Annotated in this window: 14 protein-coding genes; 5 read left to right on the top strand and 9 right to left on the bottom strand. The window is 73.3% G+C overall.

The window, feature by feature from the left end:
* The first annotated feature begins 90 nt into the window (after nt 1-90).
* The 3 genes from KU893_RS10010 (at nt 91) to rpsT (ending at nt 3192) form a co-directional block, all read left to right on the top strand.
* Nucleotides 91-1680, top strand: coding sequence for an alkaline phosphatase D family protein (locus tag KU893_RS10010; RefSeq protein WP_218234202.1), 1590 nt, complete (start codon nt 91-93; stop codon nt 1678-1680).
* A gap of 34 nt (nt 1681-1714) precedes the next feature.
* Nucleotides 1715-2641, top strand: coding sequence for a phosphotransferase family protein (locus KU893_RS10005; protein WP_257441640.1), 927 nt, complete (start codon nt 1715-1717; stop codon nt 2639-2641).
* Nucleotides 2642-2931: 290 nt separating this feature from the next.
* Entirely contained in the window at nt 2932-3192 is a 261-nt protein-coding gene (gene rpsT / locus KU893_RS10000) for a 30S ribosomal protein S20 (protein ID WP_141799468.1), read from the top strand.
* 203 nt (nt 3193-3395) lie between these two features.
* Here the strand turns inward: rpsT and holA are convergent, their stop codons facing one another.
* Complete coding sequence (gene holA, locus KU893_RS09995) at nt 3396-4367, bottom strand: DNA polymerase III subunit delta (RefSeq protein WP_218234201.1); 972 nt, start codon at nt 4365-4367, stop codon at nt 3396-3398.
* 61 nt (nt 4368-4428) lie between these two features.
* Nucleotides 4429-6732: a ComEC/Rec2 family competence protein gene (locus KU893_RS09990; RefSeq protein ID WP_218234200.1), complete on the bottom strand. Its 2304-nt coding sequence runs from the start codon at nt 6730-6732 to the stop codon at nt 4429-4431.
* Between the two features lie 36 nt (nt 6733-6768).
* Between KU893_RS09990 and KU893_RS09985 the strand changes: the two genes are divergently transcribed.
* A complete protein-coding gene (locus KU893_RS09985; RefSeq protein WP_218234199.1) occupies nt 6769-7806 on the top strand; it encodes an HPP family protein in 1038 nt (345 codons plus the stop codon).
* A gap of 24 nt (nt 7807-7830) precedes the next feature.
* Here KU893_RS09985 and KU893_RS09980 read toward each other — a convergent pair whose 3' ends face one another.
* The 3 genes from KU893_RS09980 to leuS form a co-directional block, all read right to left on the bottom strand.
* On the bottom strand, nt 7831-8823 hold the full coding sequence (locus tag KU893_RS09980; RefSeq protein ID WP_218234198.1) for a ComEA family DNA-binding protein: 993 nt from the start codon (nt 8821-8823) through the stop codon (nt 7831-7833).
* A 136-nt stretch (nt 8824-8959) separates the two neighbouring features.
* Complete coding sequence (locus tag KU893_RS09975) at nt 8960-9826, bottom strand: DegV family protein (protein ID WP_218234197.1); 867 nt, start codon at nt 9824-9826, stop codon at nt 8960-8962.
* Nucleotides 9827-9887: 61 nt separating this feature from the next.
* On the bottom strand, nt 9888-12374 hold the full coding sequence (leuS, locus tag KU893_RS09970) for a leucine--tRNA ligase (protein ID WP_218234196.1): 2487 nt from the start codon (nt 12372-12374) through the stop codon (nt 9888-9890).
* A gap of 103 nt (nt 12375-12477) precedes the next feature.
* Between leuS and KU893_RS09965 the strand changes: the two genes are divergently transcribed.
* Complete coding sequence (locus tag KU893_RS09965) at nt 12478-13239, top strand: SDR family NAD(P)-dependent oxidoreductase (RefSeq protein WP_218234195.1); 762 nt, start codon at nt 12478-12480, stop codon at nt 13237-13239.
* Between the two features lie 8 nt (nt 13240-13247).
* Here the strand turns inward: KU893_RS09965 and KU893_RS09960 are convergent, their stop codons facing one another.
* From KU893_RS09960 to KU893_RS09945, 4 genes are all read right to left on the bottom strand, one after another.
* On the bottom strand, nt 13248-13712 hold the full coding sequence (locus KU893_RS09960; RefSeq protein WP_218234194.1) for a carboxymuconolactone decarboxylase family protein: 465 nt from the start codon (nt 13710-13712) through the stop codon (nt 13248-13250).
* Nucleotides 13709-14020 (bottom strand): GNAT family N-acetyltransferase, encoded by a 312-nt coding sequence (locus tag KU893_RS09955; RefSeq protein WP_246592398.1) that lies wholly within the window; start codon nt 14018-14020, stop codon nt 13709-13711. The genes KU893_RS09960 and KU893_RS09955 overlap by 4 nt, the downstream gene beginning before the upstream one ends.
* Before the next feature lie 90 nt (nt 14021-14110).
* Nucleotides 14111-16318, bottom strand: a complete 2208-nt coding sequence (gene katG, locus KU893_RS09950; RefSeq protein ID WP_218234192.1) for a catalase/peroxidase HPI — start codon at nt 16316-16318, stop codon at nt 14111-14113.
* Between the two features lie 10 nt (nt 16319-16328).
* Nucleotides 16329-16772, bottom strand: a complete 444-nt coding sequence (locus tag KU893_RS09945; RefSeq protein WP_281426676.1) for a Fur family transcriptional regulator — start codon at nt 16770-16772, stop codon at nt 16329-16331.

Below are 16772 nucleotides of genomic sequence, written 5' to 3'. Positions count from 1 at the left end.
GGACGGGTTCAGGAATTCGCCGTCCGCGGTTCACCCCCGGCTCCCCCGGCCGACCCCGCGCCGTTCGCTCGCGAACGGTGGGCTGGCGCCATGCCCTCGGACATTCCCGCCCCCGCCTCCCGCCGCGCCCTCCTGCGGGGTGCTGCCCTCGTCGCCGGTACCGCCGCCACCACGGGCCTGGTCACCGGCCGCCTCCCCGGTCGCGCCTCCGCTGCCCCCCTCCTCGTCCGCGGCGACCGGCCGGCGCTCCCGCTCGGGGTCCAGTCCGGCGACGTCCGGCCGGGCTCCGCCGTGCTCTGGGCGAAGGCCGACCGGCCCTCACGGCTGGTCGCCGAGATCAGCCGTGACCCCTCCTTCCGCAAGGCGCGCACGGTCCGCGGCCCCGTCGTCACTCCCGAGACCGACCTCACCGGCATGCTGCGCCTCGGCGACCTGCCGCCGGGCGCCGACCTCCACTACCGGATCCGCGCCGTCGACCTCCGCGACCACCGAGCGGCCAGTGCCCCGACCGTCGGCCGACTGCGGACCGCGCCGGGGCGCCGCGACGACGTCCGCTTCTTGTGGTCGGGCGACATCGCCGGCCAGGGCTGGGGCGTCAACCCGGCGTACGGCGGCTTCCGGATCGCCGACGCGATGCGGTCGCGCAACGCCGACTTCTTCTTGTGCAGCGGCGACAACGTGTACGCCGACGGCCCGCTCCAGGCGTCGGTGACGCTGCCCGGCGGCGAGGTCTGGACCAACCTGGTGATCCCGGAGAAGACCAAGGTCGCCGAGACGCTCGACGAGTACCGCGGGCAATACCGCTACAACCTGATGGCCGACAACTGGCGCGCCTTCCTCGCCGAGACCGCGCAGGTCTCCCAGTGGGACGACCACGAGGTGCGCAACAACTGGTTCCCCGGCCAGGTCCTCGAGGACGCGCGCTACACCGAGAAGCGGATCGACGTCCTGGCGGCCCGCGCGCACCAGGCCTTCCACGAGTACGTCCCCGTGGCGCCGATCTCCCCCGATACCGAGGGCCGCGTGTACCGGGTGATCCGGTACGGCCGCCACCTCGACCTGTTCGTGCTGGACATGCGCACCCACAAGGACCCCAACACCGGCAACCGCGAGACAGCCGGCGACGGCGGCGTGCTCGGCGCGGAGCAGACCGCGTGGCTGATCCGCGAGCTGCAGCGCTCGAAGGCCACCTGGAAGGTGATCGCCAACGACCTGCCGCTCGGGCTCGTCGTACCCGACGGGGCTGCCGCGCAGGAGGGCCTCGCCCAGGGCGACCCCGGCGCGCCGCTGGGCCGCGAGATCGACATCGCGCGGGTCCTCACCGCACTGCAGCGCGCCGGGATCCGCAACCACGTGTGGCTCACCGCCGACGTTCACTACACCGCTGCCCACCACTACTCGCCCGACCGGGCGGCGTACCAGGACTTCGACCCGTTCTGGGAGTTCGTCTCCGGTCCGCTCAACGCGGGCGGCTTCGGGCCGAACGCCCTCGACGCCACGTTCGGACCGGTCGCCGACTTCGTCGCGGCGCCGCCGACCGCCAACGCCTCGCCGGCCCAGGGCTTCCAGTTCTTCGGTGAGGTCGAGGTCGAGGGGCACACCGGACAGCTGACGGTGACCCTGCGCGACGTCGCCGGCGCGGCGATCTACACCAGGACCCTGGACCCCGCCGCGCGCTGAGCGCGTCGCGGGGTCCTCGGTCATGATGGGCCGCGTGTTCCCCACCGTCATCCCCCACGGCCGGACCGCCCGGCGGCTCTCCTGGGTGCACCTGCCCCCGCTCGTCCGGCGCGCCGTCGAGCAGCGGCTCGGCTCGCCGGTCGTGGACGCGGTCTCGCAGGACAGCGGGTTCACCCCCGGCTTCGCCTCGGTGCTGACCTGCGCGGACGGGACCCGCACCTTCGTGAAGGCGGCCTCCACCAAGGCGCAGCGGGTCTTCGCCGATGCCTACCGCGAGGAGGCCCGCAAGCTCGCCGGGCTGCCGGCCGCCGTACCTGCACCGAGGTTGCTGTGGACCGACGACGTCGCCGACTGGTTCCTCCTCGCCACCGAGCACGTCGAGGCCCGCGCACCGCACCGCCCCTGGTCGGCCGACGACCTGGCCGCGGCGTCGGCGATGACGCTCGCCATCGCCGAGGCGCTGACCCCGGCGCCGGGCATCGCGCTGGACAGCGCGGTCGACGACTTCGCGTCATGGCCGGCCCTGTGGGACCGGGTCGCCCACCCGCGCCGTACCGACCTGCGCGCCCTGGCTGACCGGTACGCCGAGGTCGTGGCCGGCGACACCCTCGTGCACACCGACATCCGCGACGACAACATCCTCCTCCGTCCCGACGGCACGGCCCTGCTGTGCGACTGGAACTGGCCCACCGTCGGCGCTCGCTGGCTCGACTCCCTGCTCCTCCTCATCGGACCGCGCGGCGACGGTCTCGACGTCGAGGCCCACATCGCCGGCCACCCGCTGCTCGCCAGCGTGCCCGCCGAGCACATCGACGTCTTCTTGGCGCTGGTCCTCGGCTACTTCGCCGCCAGCGCCGACCAGCCGGTCCCCGCCACCTCGCCCCACCTGCGTGCGGCACAGGCCTGGCAGCGCGACGTCGTCGACCACTGGCTGGCCGAGCGGCGCGGCTGGGTGGACTGACCTCGTGGCCCCCGTGGCCCCCAGCCGCGGCCGATCGCCCCGGAGCCCGGACGAGATGGTCGGCACGATCAACGGGACGCCGGGCGGGAACGCCGGCCGCGAGAGCTCACGCGCGGGCCCCGGTCTGCCCGATTTGGGAGGCGGATCGACCCACTGTTAGCCTTGCTGGTCGCGACTACGCGTTCCCTGCCGCCCGCCCTCCGACAGCCGTCGGGGTGGGCCGAAACGGTGACCGAGCCGCGCTCCGGACCAGAACCAGCATTCCACCTGACTACAGAGGCGAGTAACCCGTGGCGAACATCAAGAGCCAGATCAAGCGCAACAAGCAGAACGAGAAGCGTCACGAGCGCAACAAGGCCGTCAAGTCCGGCCTGAAGACCGCGATCCGCAAGTTCCGCGAGGCCGCCGAGGCCGGCGACAAGGACGCTGCCGTCGCGCTCGGCCGTGAGGCCACCAAGAAGCTCGACAAGGCCGCCTCCAAGGGCGTCATCCACAAGAACCAGGCCGCGAACCGCAAGTCGTCGATCGCGAAGCAGGCCGCCTCTCTCTGAGACCACCCTGCTGGCTCCGGTCCTGAGCCATCACGTCAAGGGAGTCCCCGCTCGCGGGGGCTCCCTTCGTGATTTCTCACCGGCCCGTGGCGTTGAGTTGCCACTTTCTCACCGTTGAGTTGTCGGGAACGGCGGTCGGGTGCGGCCGGCGAACGCATCTCGACGGCGAGGAAGGGGCAACTCAACGGTGAGAAAGTGGCAACTCAACGCTGGCGCAGGGAGGTCACGGTGAGGACCAGCCGCTCGAGGGCGTACGACGAGTCGCTGGCCGCGCCCTTGATGTCGGCGTCGGCGTGGGCGACGGCCCGGATGGCGCGGGCCAGGCCGGCGTCGGTCCAGCCGCGGGCCTGGTCGCGCAGCGAGCGCAGCTTCCACGGCGGGACGCCGACCTCGCGGGCCAGGTCGGCGTCGCGCATGCCGCGGGGGGCGCTGACCAGCCGGGCCAGGCCGCGGGCGCTGCCGGCGAACGCGGAGGTGATCAGGACGGCCGCGGTGCCGGCGTCGAGGGCCCAGCGCAGCTCCTCCAGCGCGACCCGGTCGCGACCGGCGAAGGCGGCGTCGGCGACGGCGAAGGACTTCGCCTCGGCCCGGCCGCCGAAGTAGCGGCGGACCTGGTCCTCGCTGATCCGCTCGCCGGGGAAGTCGCTGGTGAGCTGGTGGGCGGCGCCGGCGAGGGAGCGCAGGTCGCGGCCGACCGCCTCGATCAGCACGTCGGCCGCCTCGCGGTCGATCCCCGCGCCGTGGCGGCGGACCTCGTTGGCCACGAAGCCCGGGTAGTCCGAGGCCTTGAGCTCCTCGGACTTGTGCTCGGTGACGGTCTTCAGCTTGCGGAGCTTGGTGAGCACGCCGCTGCCCTTCTGGCCGCCGCCGTGGACGAGCACCAGGGCGACGTCCTCGACCGGCGCCGCGGCGTACCCCAGCAGGCCCTCGACCGACTCGTCGGGCAGGTTCTCCAGGCCGCGGACCACGACGCAACGCACCGCGGAGAACAGCGACGGCGCCGCCATCTCCCCCAGCGTGGCCAGGGTCAGGTCGGACGCCGAGCTGTCGGCGAACTCGGCCTCGGCGTCGTGGGCGCGCACCGCCGCCTTGACGTCGTCGACGGTCCGGGCACCGAGGAACTCCTCCTTGCCGGTGACCAGGATGACCCGGCCCAGCACGTCCTCGGCCCGCATGCGCCCACCCTCCCACACGCCCCCGACACGGCACGCGGCACGTCGCCGACAACACGGGGCCTCACTCCCGGCTGACCGTCCGGACGACACCCGAGCCGTCCGCGACCACGGCCACGTCGCCGTCTCGGTCGGTCCGCAGCACCCGCGCCCCCGCGCCCTGCAGGCCGCGGAGCACCGCGGCGGACGGGTGGCCGTAGTCGTTGTCGGCGCCCACCGACACCAGCGCCACCTCCGGACGCAGCGAGGTCAACCAGTCGAGGTCCTGGTGGCGGCTGCCGTGGTGGGGCACCTTGAGCACGTCGACGTCGAGGTCGCCCACCAGCCGGGCCACCTGGGCCTGGCCAGGAGGCTCGACGTCGCCGGTCAGCAGCAGCCGTACTCCGGCCACCACGACCAGCAGCACCACGCTAGCGTCGTTGGCGGTGCTGCCGTCCCCCGGTCCCTCGACCGGGCCGTCGCCGGCCCGGGCCAGGTCGGGATGGAGCACCTGCAGCGTGGCAGCGCCCACCCGCCTCGTCCCGCCGTACGACACCGGCGCGACCGGCACGCCCGCCGCCTGCGCCGCCCGCCGGACCCGGTCCACCCCGCCCGGCGGGTCGGCCAGTGGCGTCGTCTCGATCCCGCCCACGCTGCGTCCGTCGAGAACCCCCTCGAGCCCGTCGACGTGGTCGGCGTGGAAGTGGGTGATCACGACCAGCGGCACCTGCTCGACGCCCAGCCGGTCGAGGCACCCGTCGACGGCCCGCGGGTCCGGCCCGGCGTCGATCACGATCGCCGCTCCACTGCCGACCGCGAGCGCGAGCGCGTCGCCCTGGCCGACGTCACAGGCGACCAGGACCCATCCCGGCGGCGGCCACCCGCCCGACGCCGCCGACCACAGCCGGCCCGGCACCCCGAGCACGACGAGCAGGAGCAGCACGGCGAGGACCGCGCCGGCGGCGCGGTGGCGTACCAGCCGCGGCAGGACGAGGCCGGCCAGCAGGCAGAGCACGACGAGCCCGCCGAGGGCGAACGCGCCGCTCCCCCAGCCGACGGCGGCCCCGGGCAGGGCGGCGGCGTGCTCGGCGACGGCGATGATCCAGCCCACGCTCCAGCCCGCGAGCGTGCCGCACAGCCGCCCGGCCCACGGCCAGACCAGCCCGACCAGGCCGCCGGCCAGGCCCAGCACGGTGGCCGGGCCGACCGCCGGCCCCGCGAGCAGGTTGGCGCCGATCGCCACCAGGCTCACCTCGCCGGACAGGCCGGCGATCACGGGCGTGCAGGCCAGCTGGGCCGCGGTCGGGACCGCGATCGCCTCGGCCACCGGGCGCGGCAGCCATCGCGCCAGCGCCGTGGCCAGCGGCGGGCCCAGCAGCACGATCCCGGCGGTCGCGAGCACCGACAGCGCGAACCCCGCCGCGACGGCGAGGTCGGGCTGGACCAGGACCAGCGCGGCGACCGCCACGCCGAGGGCGCGCAGCCCGCGGCGGCGGCCGTCGGGGCCGAAGGCGAACAGGCCGACGACGCCCATCACCGCCGCGCGGAGCACACTCGGCTCGGTCCGGGCGAGCAGCACGAACCCGACGATCCCGGCCAGGCCGACCACCGCGAGCCAGCGGCGGCGCACCCCCGCAGCCCGGGCGACCAGCAGCAGCGAGCCGACGACCAGGGTCAGGTTGGTGCCGCTCACCGCGGTCAGGTGGGTCAGTCCGGTCGTCCGGAAGTCGCGTTCGAGGTCGTCCGGCAGGCTGGCGTCGTCACCATCGACCAGCGCCGGGACGAGTCCGGCCTGGTCGGGCGGCCGGTGCGCGACAGCGTGCCGGATCGAGGCACGGACCGCGGCGGAGGCCCGCCACCACGGGTCGGCGCCGCGGACCCGGACGGGGTCGCGGGCGCCGGTGAGCAACGCTGCCGTGCCCGGTTCGTCGGACTCCGCGAGCCGGCCCTCGGCCACCACCCGCTCGCCCAGCCCCGAGGCCGACCAGGCCGGGGAGCCGATGACGACGACGCTGCCGCCCGTGCGCAACCGGCGGCCGCGCGACGTCACCTCCTGCACCCGCAGCCGGACCACGACCTGCGGACCGGCCCGCCCCACGATCACCCGCGGATCGGACACGACCGTGCCGACCAGGTCCGCGGTCGCCCGCTCGGCGGCGAGGTCGTGGAGCGGCGACCCGCGGACCGCGTCGTGGCGCAGCACGGTCCCGGTGACGGCCGCGGCGGCGACCAGCAGAGCGGCGAGCAGCAGCCGGACCAGGCCCGGCGGGAGTCGGGGTGCGGTCGCCCAGAGCAGGCCGGCGAGACCCAGCAGGCCGGCGTACGCGACGTTCCCGCCCTGCCGGGCAGTGATGCCGCCGACCCAGGCCGCGGCACCCAGCACGGGCATCCGCAGGTCGGGGCGGGTTGCCCTAGGGTCGGGCAGGTGACCCGCTACACCTCCGCCGAGCTCGCCCGCGGCGCGCTCGGCGCGCTGCTCGGGATCGCCGTCGCCGGCGCGACCGCGCGGGCCGTCCCGGGTGGTCCCGAGCTGCTGCCGTTCATCGTCGCACCGATGGGCGCCTGTGCGGTCCTGCTCTTCGCGGTGCCGGCCAGTCCGCTCGCCCAGCCGTGGCCGGTTCTCGGCGGCAACCTGGTCTCGACGGCGATCGGCCTGACGGCGCACTGGATCGTCGACGACGTCCTCCTCGCCGCCGCCGTCGGCGTGGGCACCGCGATCGGCGCCATGATGCTGCTCGGCTGCCTGCACCCGCCCGGCGGCGCCTGCGCGCTGCTGGCCGCGACCGCGACCCCGGCCATCGCCGAGCAGGGCCCGCTCTTCGTGCTCACGCCGGTCGCGGTCAACACGGTGGTGCTGCTGCTGGTCGCGGTCGTCGTCAACAACCTGACCGGCCGGAGGTACCCGCACCGGCCCGCCCTGCCGGCGGACACCTCCCCCGCGGCCGCCGCCCTCGGCATCACGACGCCCGACGTCGAGCAGGCGATGAACCGGATCGCCGACCGGCTCGACGTACTGCCGGCCGACATCGTCTCGATCGTGCGGGACGCCGAGACCCACGCCCTCGACCGGCGCCTGGGCGCGATCCCCGTCTCGGGGATCATGAGCACCGACGTCGTCGTGGTGCACCCGTTCGAGTCGATCTACCGGGCGCGGACCCTGCTCGTCCAGCGCCAGGTCAAGACGCTCCCCGTCGTCGACGACGAGCGGCGGGTGGTCGGGGTGGTGTCGATCATCGACCTGTTCACCCGCGACATCGTCGAGCTCGAGCCGGTCGAGTCGATCATGCGGACCGACGTCACCACGATCGCGGCCGGCACCCCGGTGGCCGAGCTGGTGCCGCTCATGACCGCCGAGGGCTACAAGAACCTCCCCGTCGTCGACGACGCGGGGCGGCTCGTCGGCATGATCACCCGTGGCGAGCTGATCGCGGTGCTGCACCGTGCGCTCCTCGGCGCCACCTGACCCGTCCGTCGACATCGTTGCGACTCACACCGTCACGTGCGGGGTGATCTGCTCGAGCGTCCTGGGCCCGATCCCGTCGACCTCGAGCAGCTCGTCGATGCTGGTGAACCCGCCGTGGGCCTCGCGCCAGGCGATGATCGACTGCGCGGTGACCGGCCCCACCTCGGGCAGGCCCTCCAGCTCGGCCTGACCAGCGGTGTTGAGGTTGACCAGCGGCCCGGCCGGCCCACTCGCGCCCGCACCGCTCCCCCCGGTCGGCGCGACCGCCCCACCGGGAGACCGAGCGCCGACCACGATCTGCTCGCCGTCGACGAGCACCCGGGCCAGGTTGAGCGGGGTCAGGTCGACGCCCCTGCGGGCGCCGCCGGCGGCCGCGAGGGCGTCGGTGACCCTCGCCCCCGCGCTGAGGACCACGATCCCCGGACGGCGCACCTTCCCCGCGACGTCGACGGTGACGGTGGCCGAGCCGCTCGACGGGTCCGCGGAACCGGGGGTGGGCTGCCGGGAGGTGGACGGGGAGACGGACGGGGCGATGGACAGGGAGGCGGACGGGGCGGTGGCGACGAGGGGCGCGGCTGCGCCGGCGGACACGGGCGCGAGCGGCTCGGTGCGGTCGCGGAGCACCCACCAGGTGGTGACGGCGAGCCCGAGGGCCACCGCGAGCGCGACGACCGCGACCTGCGGCAGGCCGAGGGCGGGCAACCGGCCGGCGAGCGGAGCGAGGGCGTCGCGGGGATCGGGACGGGGGCGTCGTCGGCGGGACGCGTGCCGGCCCGGCACCGGCAGTGCCGGCGCCTCCCGCTCGACCGGGAGCGGGGTCACCGCGGCCGGTGCCCCGGGGCCCACCCGCTCGGGCCCGGGGGCGTCGGCGACCCGGGTGTGGTCGGCCCACCAGGGCTCGGGATCCGCGTCAGTGGCGGGGGTGACGCCGAGGTCGGCCGCGATCAGCGCGAGGCGGCGCGCCGCGGCGTCGGCACCGGGCGAGTCGGGGCGGGCGGCGGAGCGGCGAACGGACATGGCGGCACGCTAGGCCCGCCTCCGGCCCACCGGCTGCCGGCGCCGACCCGCCTGGGGACCACCACCGTCGAGAACCCGTCTGTGGACGGCCGACGCACCCGTCCGTGACCAGAGGGACGCAGGAGACCTGGAGAGCTCAGAGAACCGGCGCCACGCAGATCGCCAGCATGCCCGGGCCGACATGCGCGCCGAGCACGCCGCCGAGCTCGACGCACCGCACCGGCTCGCCGGAGCGCGCCGGCACCAGCTGCTCGCCCAGCTCCTCGGCCAGCCGCTGCGCCATCGCCATGGCCCGCTCCTCGGCCGCCAGGTGGGCGACACAGACCTCCACCCGCCGGTCCGCGGCCGCCTCGACGGCGAGCGCCTCGAGGCGGGCGATCGCCTTGGCGGCGGTGCGGACCTTGGCCTGCGGTGAGATCACGCCGTCGACGATGCCGAGCAGCGGCTTGACCGCGAGCGCCCCGCCGAAGACGGCGGCGGCCGCGCCGACCCGCCCCCCGCGGCGGAGGTACTCGAGGTTGTTGACGTAGAACAGGGAGGTCGCGCCGGCGGCGCGGTCGCGCGCCGCCTCGGCCGCCTCGGCCGCCGTACCGCCGGCGGCGATGACGTCGAGGGCCGACTCGACCGCGTACCCGCTCGCGACGCCGACCTGCCGGGTGTCGACGCAGATGACCGGGACCGGCGCCTGCCGGGACGCGACGAGGGCCGACTCGAAGGTGCCGCTCACCTCCGCGGAGAGGTGGATCGAGACGATCTCGGTCGCGCCCTCCGCGGCGAGGCGCTCGTACAGGTCCGCGAACACCGCGGGCGAGGCCCGGGAGGTGCTCACGGCGCGCTTCTCCTTCAGCGCGACCGCGAGCCGCTCGGGGGTGACCTCCTCGGCGCCCTCGTCGTAGACGTCGTCGTCGATGACCACCTGCAACGGGACGACGTGCACCCCGCTGGCCTCCGCGACCTCGGCCGGGACGGTCGAGGTGGAGTCGGTGACCACGACGATCGACATGCGCTGAAGGCTATCGGTAGCCGTCGGGTCCCCGTCCCGCGCCCGACGGCGGCGAGGGTGCTCAGACGACGATGTTGACCAGCTTCGGCGCCCGCACGATCACCTTGCGGACCGGGCGGCCGTCGATCGCCTTCACGACCGCCGGGTCGGCGAGGGCCACCGACTCGAGGTCGGCCTCGCTGATGTCGGGCGAGACCTCCAGCCGGCCGCGGACCTTGCCCTGGATCTGGACGACGGCGGTGACCGCGTCCTCGACCAGCAGCGCCGGGTCGACCGTGGGCCAGGCGGCCTGGGCGACGGACGGCTGGTGACCGAGCCGCTCCCACATCTCCTCAGCGGTGTACGGCGCGACCAGGGACAGCAGGATCGCGACGGTCTCGGCGGCCTCACGGACCGCCGGGTCCTCGGGGCCGCAGCCCGAGTCGATGGCCTTGCGAGTCGCGTTGACGAGCTCCATGGTGCGCGCCACCACCACGTTGAACCGGTAGGTGTCCAGCAGCTGTGCCGCCTCGTGCACCGTCTTGTGGGTGACCTTGCGCAGCGCGACGTCACCCCCGGCGGCGTCGGTACCGGGGGCCGAGGTCACGTCGCCGGCCAGACGCCAGGCACGCTGCAGGAACTTCGCCGACCCGGCCGGCGAGACGTCGGCCCAGTCGATGTTGTCCTCGGGCGGGCTGGCGAAGACCAGCGTGAGCCGGACGGCGTCGACGCCGTACTCGTCGAGCTGGGCCCCGAGCGCGACGCCGTTGCCGAGCGACTTGCTCATCTTGTGGCCGTTGTTGATGACCGTGCCCTGCGACAGGTACGCCGAGAACGGCTCGTCCCAGTCGATCAGCCCCATGTCGCGCATCGCCTTGGTGAAGAACCGCGCGTAGAGCAGGTGGAGCACGGCGTGCTCCGAGCCGCCGAGGTAGAAGTCGACCGGCCCCCATGCCTTGGCCAGCGCGGGGTCGAAGGCCTGCGTGCCGTCGTGGGGCGAGAGGTAGCGGAAGAAGTACCATGACGAGTCGACGAAGGTGTCCATGGTGTCGGTGTCGCGCGTCGCGGGTCCGCCACAGGTCGGGCAGCTGACGTTGACCCACTCGCTCGCCGCACCCAACGGCGAGGTGCCCTTGGGCTTGAGGTCGGCGCCGCGCAGCTCGGGCAGCTCGACGGGCAGCTGGTCCTCGGGGACCGCGACCTCGCCGTCGACCGGGCAGTGGATGACCGGGATGGGCGCGCCCCAGTAGCGCTGCCGCGACAGCAGCCAGTCACGCAGCCGGAAGTTGACCGTGCCGGTGCCGTGACCGTCGGCCTCCAGCAGCTCGATGGCCCGGCGGATGCCCTCGGTCTTGTCCGTGAGGCCGTCGAGCGGACCGGAGTTGACGTAGCTGCCGTTGCCGTTGGTCGCGACGCCCGACTCCTCGGGGTTCTCCTCCCCGGTGTCGACCACCCGGCGCACGGGCAGGTCCATCACGCGCGCGAAGTCGAGGTCGCGCTGGTCGTGGGCGGGCACCGCCATGATCGCGCCGGTGCCGTAGTCGGCCAGCACGTAGTCGGAGGCCCAGACCGGGATGCGCTCGCCGTTGACCGGGTTGGTCGCGTGGACGCCCAGGAACACGCCGGTCTTGGGCCGCTCGGTCGACAGCCGGTCGATGTCGGAGGCCTTGCGTACGTCGACCAGGTAGTCCTCGAGCGCCTGCCGCTGCTCGTCGGAGACCAGCTCGGCGGCCAGCTTCGCGTCGGCGGCGACGACCATGAAGGTCGCGCCCCAGAGCGTGTCGGGGCGGGTCGTGAACACGGCGACCGGGTCATGGCCCTCGATGTCGAAGGTGACGTGGGCGCCCTCGGAGCGGCCGATCCAGTTGCGCTGCGCGTTGACGACCTTGGGGATCCAGGTGTCCTGCAGGTCGTCGAGCGAGTCGTAGAGCTCCTGGGCGTACGCGGTGGTCTTGAAGTACCACTGCGTCAGCTCCTTCTTGGTGACCTCGGCGCCGCAGCGCTCGCAGGTGCCGTCGGCCAGCACCTGCTCGTTGGCCAACACGGTCTGGTCGTTGGGGCACCAGTTGACCGGCGAGTTCTTCCGGTAGGCCAGGCCCTGCTCGCGCAGCTTGAGGAACAGCCACTGCGTCCAGTGGTAGTACTCGGGGTCCGAGGTGTGCAGGCGGCGCGACCAGTCGAAGCTCAGGCCGTACTTCTTGAACGAGGCGAACTGGGTCTCGATGTTGGCGTAGGTGTAGGTCGCCGGGTGCTCGTCGTTCTTGATCGCGGCGTTCTCGGCGGGCAGGCCGAAGGAGTCCCAGCCCATCGGGTTGAGGACCTCGAACCCGCGGAACTTCTTGTAGCGGCACAGCACGTCGTGCAGCGCCATGACCTCGGCGTGGCCCATGTGCAGGTCACCGCTCGGGTACGGGAACATCGTCAGCCCGTAGAACTTGGGCTTCTCCCCTGCCACCACGGACGCGTCGTCGGCGCGGAAGGCATCGAGGCGCTCCCAGACCGGAAGCCACTTCTCCTCGACGGCATGGGCGTCGTAGCGGACCTCGGAGGATGCGACCGTTTCACTCACGGCCCAAGGATAGTCGTCGCCGCGCGCCGGTCGGGCCACGGCCTCACCGGGTCGGACCCGCCCGACCCCGCGCCCCCGGGTCGCGGCCCGCTACCGTGCGGTCATGACCGTCACCGATCTCTTCCGACTCGACGGCAAGGTCGCCGTCGTCACCGGCGCCAGCTCCGGACTGGGCGTCGACTTCGCCAAGGCGCTGGCCGAGGCAGGCGCGGACGTCGCCATGGGCGCGCGTCGCGTCGACCGGCTCGCCGACACCGCCGCGCTCGTCGAGGCCGCCGGCCGCCGGGCGCTCAGCGTCGCGACCGACGTCGCCGACCCGGCGTCCTGCCAGGCGCTGGTCGACGCCGCGATGGACGCGTTCGGCCGGGTCGACATCCTCGTCAACAACGCCGGCGTCGGCACCGCCGTACCCGCGACCCGGGAGACGCCCGAGCAGTTCACCCAGGTGATCGACATCAACCTCAACGGCAGCTACTGGATGGCGCAGGCCTGCGGCCGCGTGATGCAGCCGGGCTCGAGCATCATCAACATCTCCTCGGTGCTCGGCATCACCACCGCCGGGCTCCCCCAGGCGGCGTACGCGGCGTCGAAGGCCGGTGTCATCGGGATGACCCGCGACCTCGCCCAGCAGTGGACGGGGCGCAAGGGCATCCGGGTCAACGCGATCGCGCCGGGCTTCTTCGCCTCCGAGATGACCGACAGCTACCCGCCCGGCTACCTCGAGGCGCAGCAGGCGCGGATCCCCGCCGGCCGCAAGGGCGACCCGCGCGAGCTCGCCGCCACCGTGGTCTTCCTCGCCTCCGACGCGGCCGGCTACGTCACCGGCCAGACCCTGGCGGTCGACGGCGGCCTGACCATCACCTGAGCGCCGGCCTACCTCACCGGGTGGTGGCTGGTGATCGAGATCCGGTTGAAGGCGTTCATCGTGATCGCGACCCACGCGACCGCGCTGTAGGCAGCATCCCCGAGCACGGCCCGGGCCTCGTCCTCGGCGTACCTGCGCTCGTCGGGCTCGGGCAGGCGGGTGATCGACTCGGCGAGCTGCAGTGCGGCCCGCTCCTGCTCGGTGAACAGCCCGGTCTCGGCCCAGGCGTCGAGCACGATCAGCCGGCGCTCCGACTCCCCCGCCTCCACGGCACGACGCCGGTGGAGGTCGAGGCAGTAGGCGCACCCATTGATCTGGGAGACCCGCATGTTGACCAGCTCGACGAGCACCCGGTCGAGCCCGGCCGCCTCCGCCGCCGCCCCGACCTCGAGGGCGAGCGCCGCCGCGGCCTGGTACGACGCCGGGTGCGACTTGTCGAGGTAGACGTTGCGGCGCCGCTCGGCCGGGCTCATGACGCCGGGTCGGTGATGTCGTCGTAGTCGTGGTGCTTGGTCAGCCACCGGGCGACGTAGGGGCAGTGCGCGATGATCCGCTTGCCCTGCGAGCGGACGTCGGCCAGCGCCGCGGCCACCAGCTCGCCCGCGAGGCCGCGGCCGCCGTACGCGTCGTCGACCTCGGTGTGGACGAAGTCGACGTGCACGTCGTCGGGCAGGCGGTACTGCGTGAACCCGGCGAGGGTCTCGCCGTCGCGGATCTCGTAGCGGTGCTTGTCGGGGGCGTGGACGTAGGCGATGCCGCTGTTGTCCGGAGCGTCGGTCATGGCGCACATCCTGCCGTAGCGCCGGAAAACGCCACGGAGGCCGCCCCCCGGGGGGGCGGCCTCCGCTCAGCGCCTCAGCGGGTCATGCGCTCAGCGCAGGTCCCAGCGGTCCGCGTCCATGACCTTGGTCCAGGCGGCGACGAAGTCGTGGACGAACTTCTCCTTGGCGTCGTCGCTGGCGTAGACCTCGGCGAGGGCCCGCAGCTCGGAGTTCGAGCCGAACACCAGGTCGTTGCGGGAGCCGGTCCAGGTGCGGCCGTCGGCGGTGGTGCCCGCGAAGACCTCCTCCGAGTCGTCCGTCGCGGTCCAGGTCGTGCCGAGCTCCAGCAGGTTGACGAAGAAGTCGTTCGTCAGCACACCGGGGGTATCGGTGAACACACCGAGGTCCGAGCCGTCCCAGTTGGTGCCGAGCACGCGGAGGCCGCCGACGAGGGCGGTGAGCTCCGGGGCGCTGACGCCGAGCAGGTTGGCGCGGTCGACCAGGGTGAACTCGGCCGGGAACTTGCTCGACTTCGCGAGGTAGTTGCGGAAGCCGTCGGCCTTGGGCTCGAGGAAGCTGGTCAGCTCGATGTCGGTCTGCTCCTGGGTGGCATCGCCGCGACCGGTGGTGGTCGTGACGGTCACGTCGACACCGGCGGCCTTGGCCGCCTGCTCGACGCCCACCGAACCGGCGACGACGATCGTGTCCGCGAGCGAGGCACCCTGCGCGGTGGCGATCTCCTGGAGTTTCGCGAGCACGACGGCCAGCTCGGCCGGACGGTTGATCGCCCACGACTTCTGCGGCTCGAGGGCGATCCGGGCACCGTTGGCGCCGCCCCGCTTGTCGGAGCTGCGGTACGTCGACGCCGAGGCCCACGCCGTCGAGACGAGCTGCGACACCGACAGGCCCGCGCCGGCGATCGCGGCCTTGAGGTCGGCGACCTGCGCGTCGGTCAGCGGCGTGCCGGCCGGGATCGGGTCCTGCCAGACGAAGTCCTCCGCCGGGACCTCGGCGCCGAGGTAGCGCGACTTCGGGCCCATGTCGCGGTGGGTCAGCTTGAACCAGGCGCGGGCGAAGGCGTCGGTGAAGGCGTCCTGGTCGTCCTTGAACCGCAGCGAGATCTCCCGCATCTCCGGGTCCTCGCGCAGCGCGAGGTCCGAGGTCAGCATCCGGGGCTCGCGCTTGGCGTCGCCGAACGACTCGGGCACCAGGTCAGCGCCGCCGTTGTTCTTCGGACGCCACTGGTGGGCACCGGCGGGCGAGGTGAACAGCTCCCACTCGTAGGCGAAGAGGATGTGGAAGAACTCGTTGTCCCAGCGGGTCGGGTGGTAGGTCCAGGTGACCTCGAGACCGGAGGTGATGGCGTCGATGCCCTTGCCGGACTTGTACGACGAGCGCCAGCCCAGGCCCTGCTCCTCGATCGGGGCGGCCTCGGGCTCCGGACCGACGTTCGCGGCGTCACCGGCACCGTGGGTCTTGCCGAAGGTGTGGCCACCGGCGATCAGCGCGACGGTCTCCTCGACCGTCATGCCCATCCGGGTGAAGGTGTCCTTGATGTCGACGGCCGACGCCAGCGGGTCGGGGTTGCCGTTGGGGCCCTCGGGGTTGACGTAGATCAGGCCCATCTGGACCGCGGCGAGCGGGTCCTCGAGGTCGCGCTCACCGGTGTAGCGCTGGTCGTCGAGCCACTCCGACTCCGGACCCCAGTAGACGTCGTCGTCGGCCTCCCAGACGTCGGGACGGCCGCCGCCGAAGCCGAAGGTCGGGAAGCCCATCTCCTCGAGTGCGACGTTGCCGGCCAGGATCATCAGGTCGCCCCACGACAGCGCGCGGCCGTACTTCTTCTTGACCGGCCACAGCAGGCGGCGGGCCTTGTCGAGGTTGCCGTTGTCCGGCCAGGAGTTGATCGGGGCGAAGCGCTGCTGGCCGTGCCCACCGCCGCCGCGGCCGTCCTGGGCGCGGTAGGTGCCGGCCGAGTGCCAGGCCATCCGGACGTAGAGCGGGCCGTAGTTGCCGAAGTCGGCCGGCCAGAAGTCCTTGGAGTCGGTCAGCGTGGCGGCGATGTCGGCCTTGACCGCGGCGAGGTCCAGACCGAGGAAGGCGGACTTGTAGTCGAAGTCGCTGCCGTAGGGGTCGGCCACGGCCGGGTTCTTGGCCAGGACCTTCAGGTTGAGCTTGTTGGGCCACCACTGCTGGTTGGGCGAACCCTGGGTCGGGTGGGTCAGACCGTGCATGACCGGGCACTTGCCGGCCGACTGCTCCGCGTCCTGCGGCTCCTCCGTCACGAGGGGCTCGGTGTGCTGGTTGCTGTCAGACATCAGGATCCTTTCAGGACCGACTGGGGGCGGATGTGCACTCGGGGCAGAGGCCCCAATAGATGACCTCGGCTTCGTCGATGACGAATCCGTGGGAGTCGGACGCGGTCAGGCACGGCACGTCGCCGACCGCGCAGTCCACGTCGGCGATGGACCCGCAGGACCGGCACACGACGTGGTGGTGGTTGTCGCCGGTGCGCGTCTCGTAACGAGCGACCGACCCGGCCGGCTTGATGCTGCGCACCAGGCCGGCGTGGGTCAGCGTGTGCAGCGAGTCGTACACCGCCTGGTGGGACACCTCCGGCAGCAGCGAACGTGCCGCGGAGATGATCGACTCGGTGTCCGCATGGGGGTGCGCGTGCACCGCCTCGAGGACCGCGAGCCGGGGCCGGGTGACCCGGAGCTCGACGTCCCGCAGCTGCTGCTGGAAGTCGGGCGCCGTCATGGGACCCAGCAT

The organism is Nocardioides daeguensis (genome assembly GCF_019192965.1).
GTDB classification, from domain to species: Bacteria; Actinomycetota; Actinomycetes; order Propionibacteriales; family Nocardioidaceae; genus Nocardioides; species Nocardioides daeguensis.
Note: the sequence above shows the minus strand (reverse complement) of the source record. Positions and strands in the feature narration are given on the sequence as shown.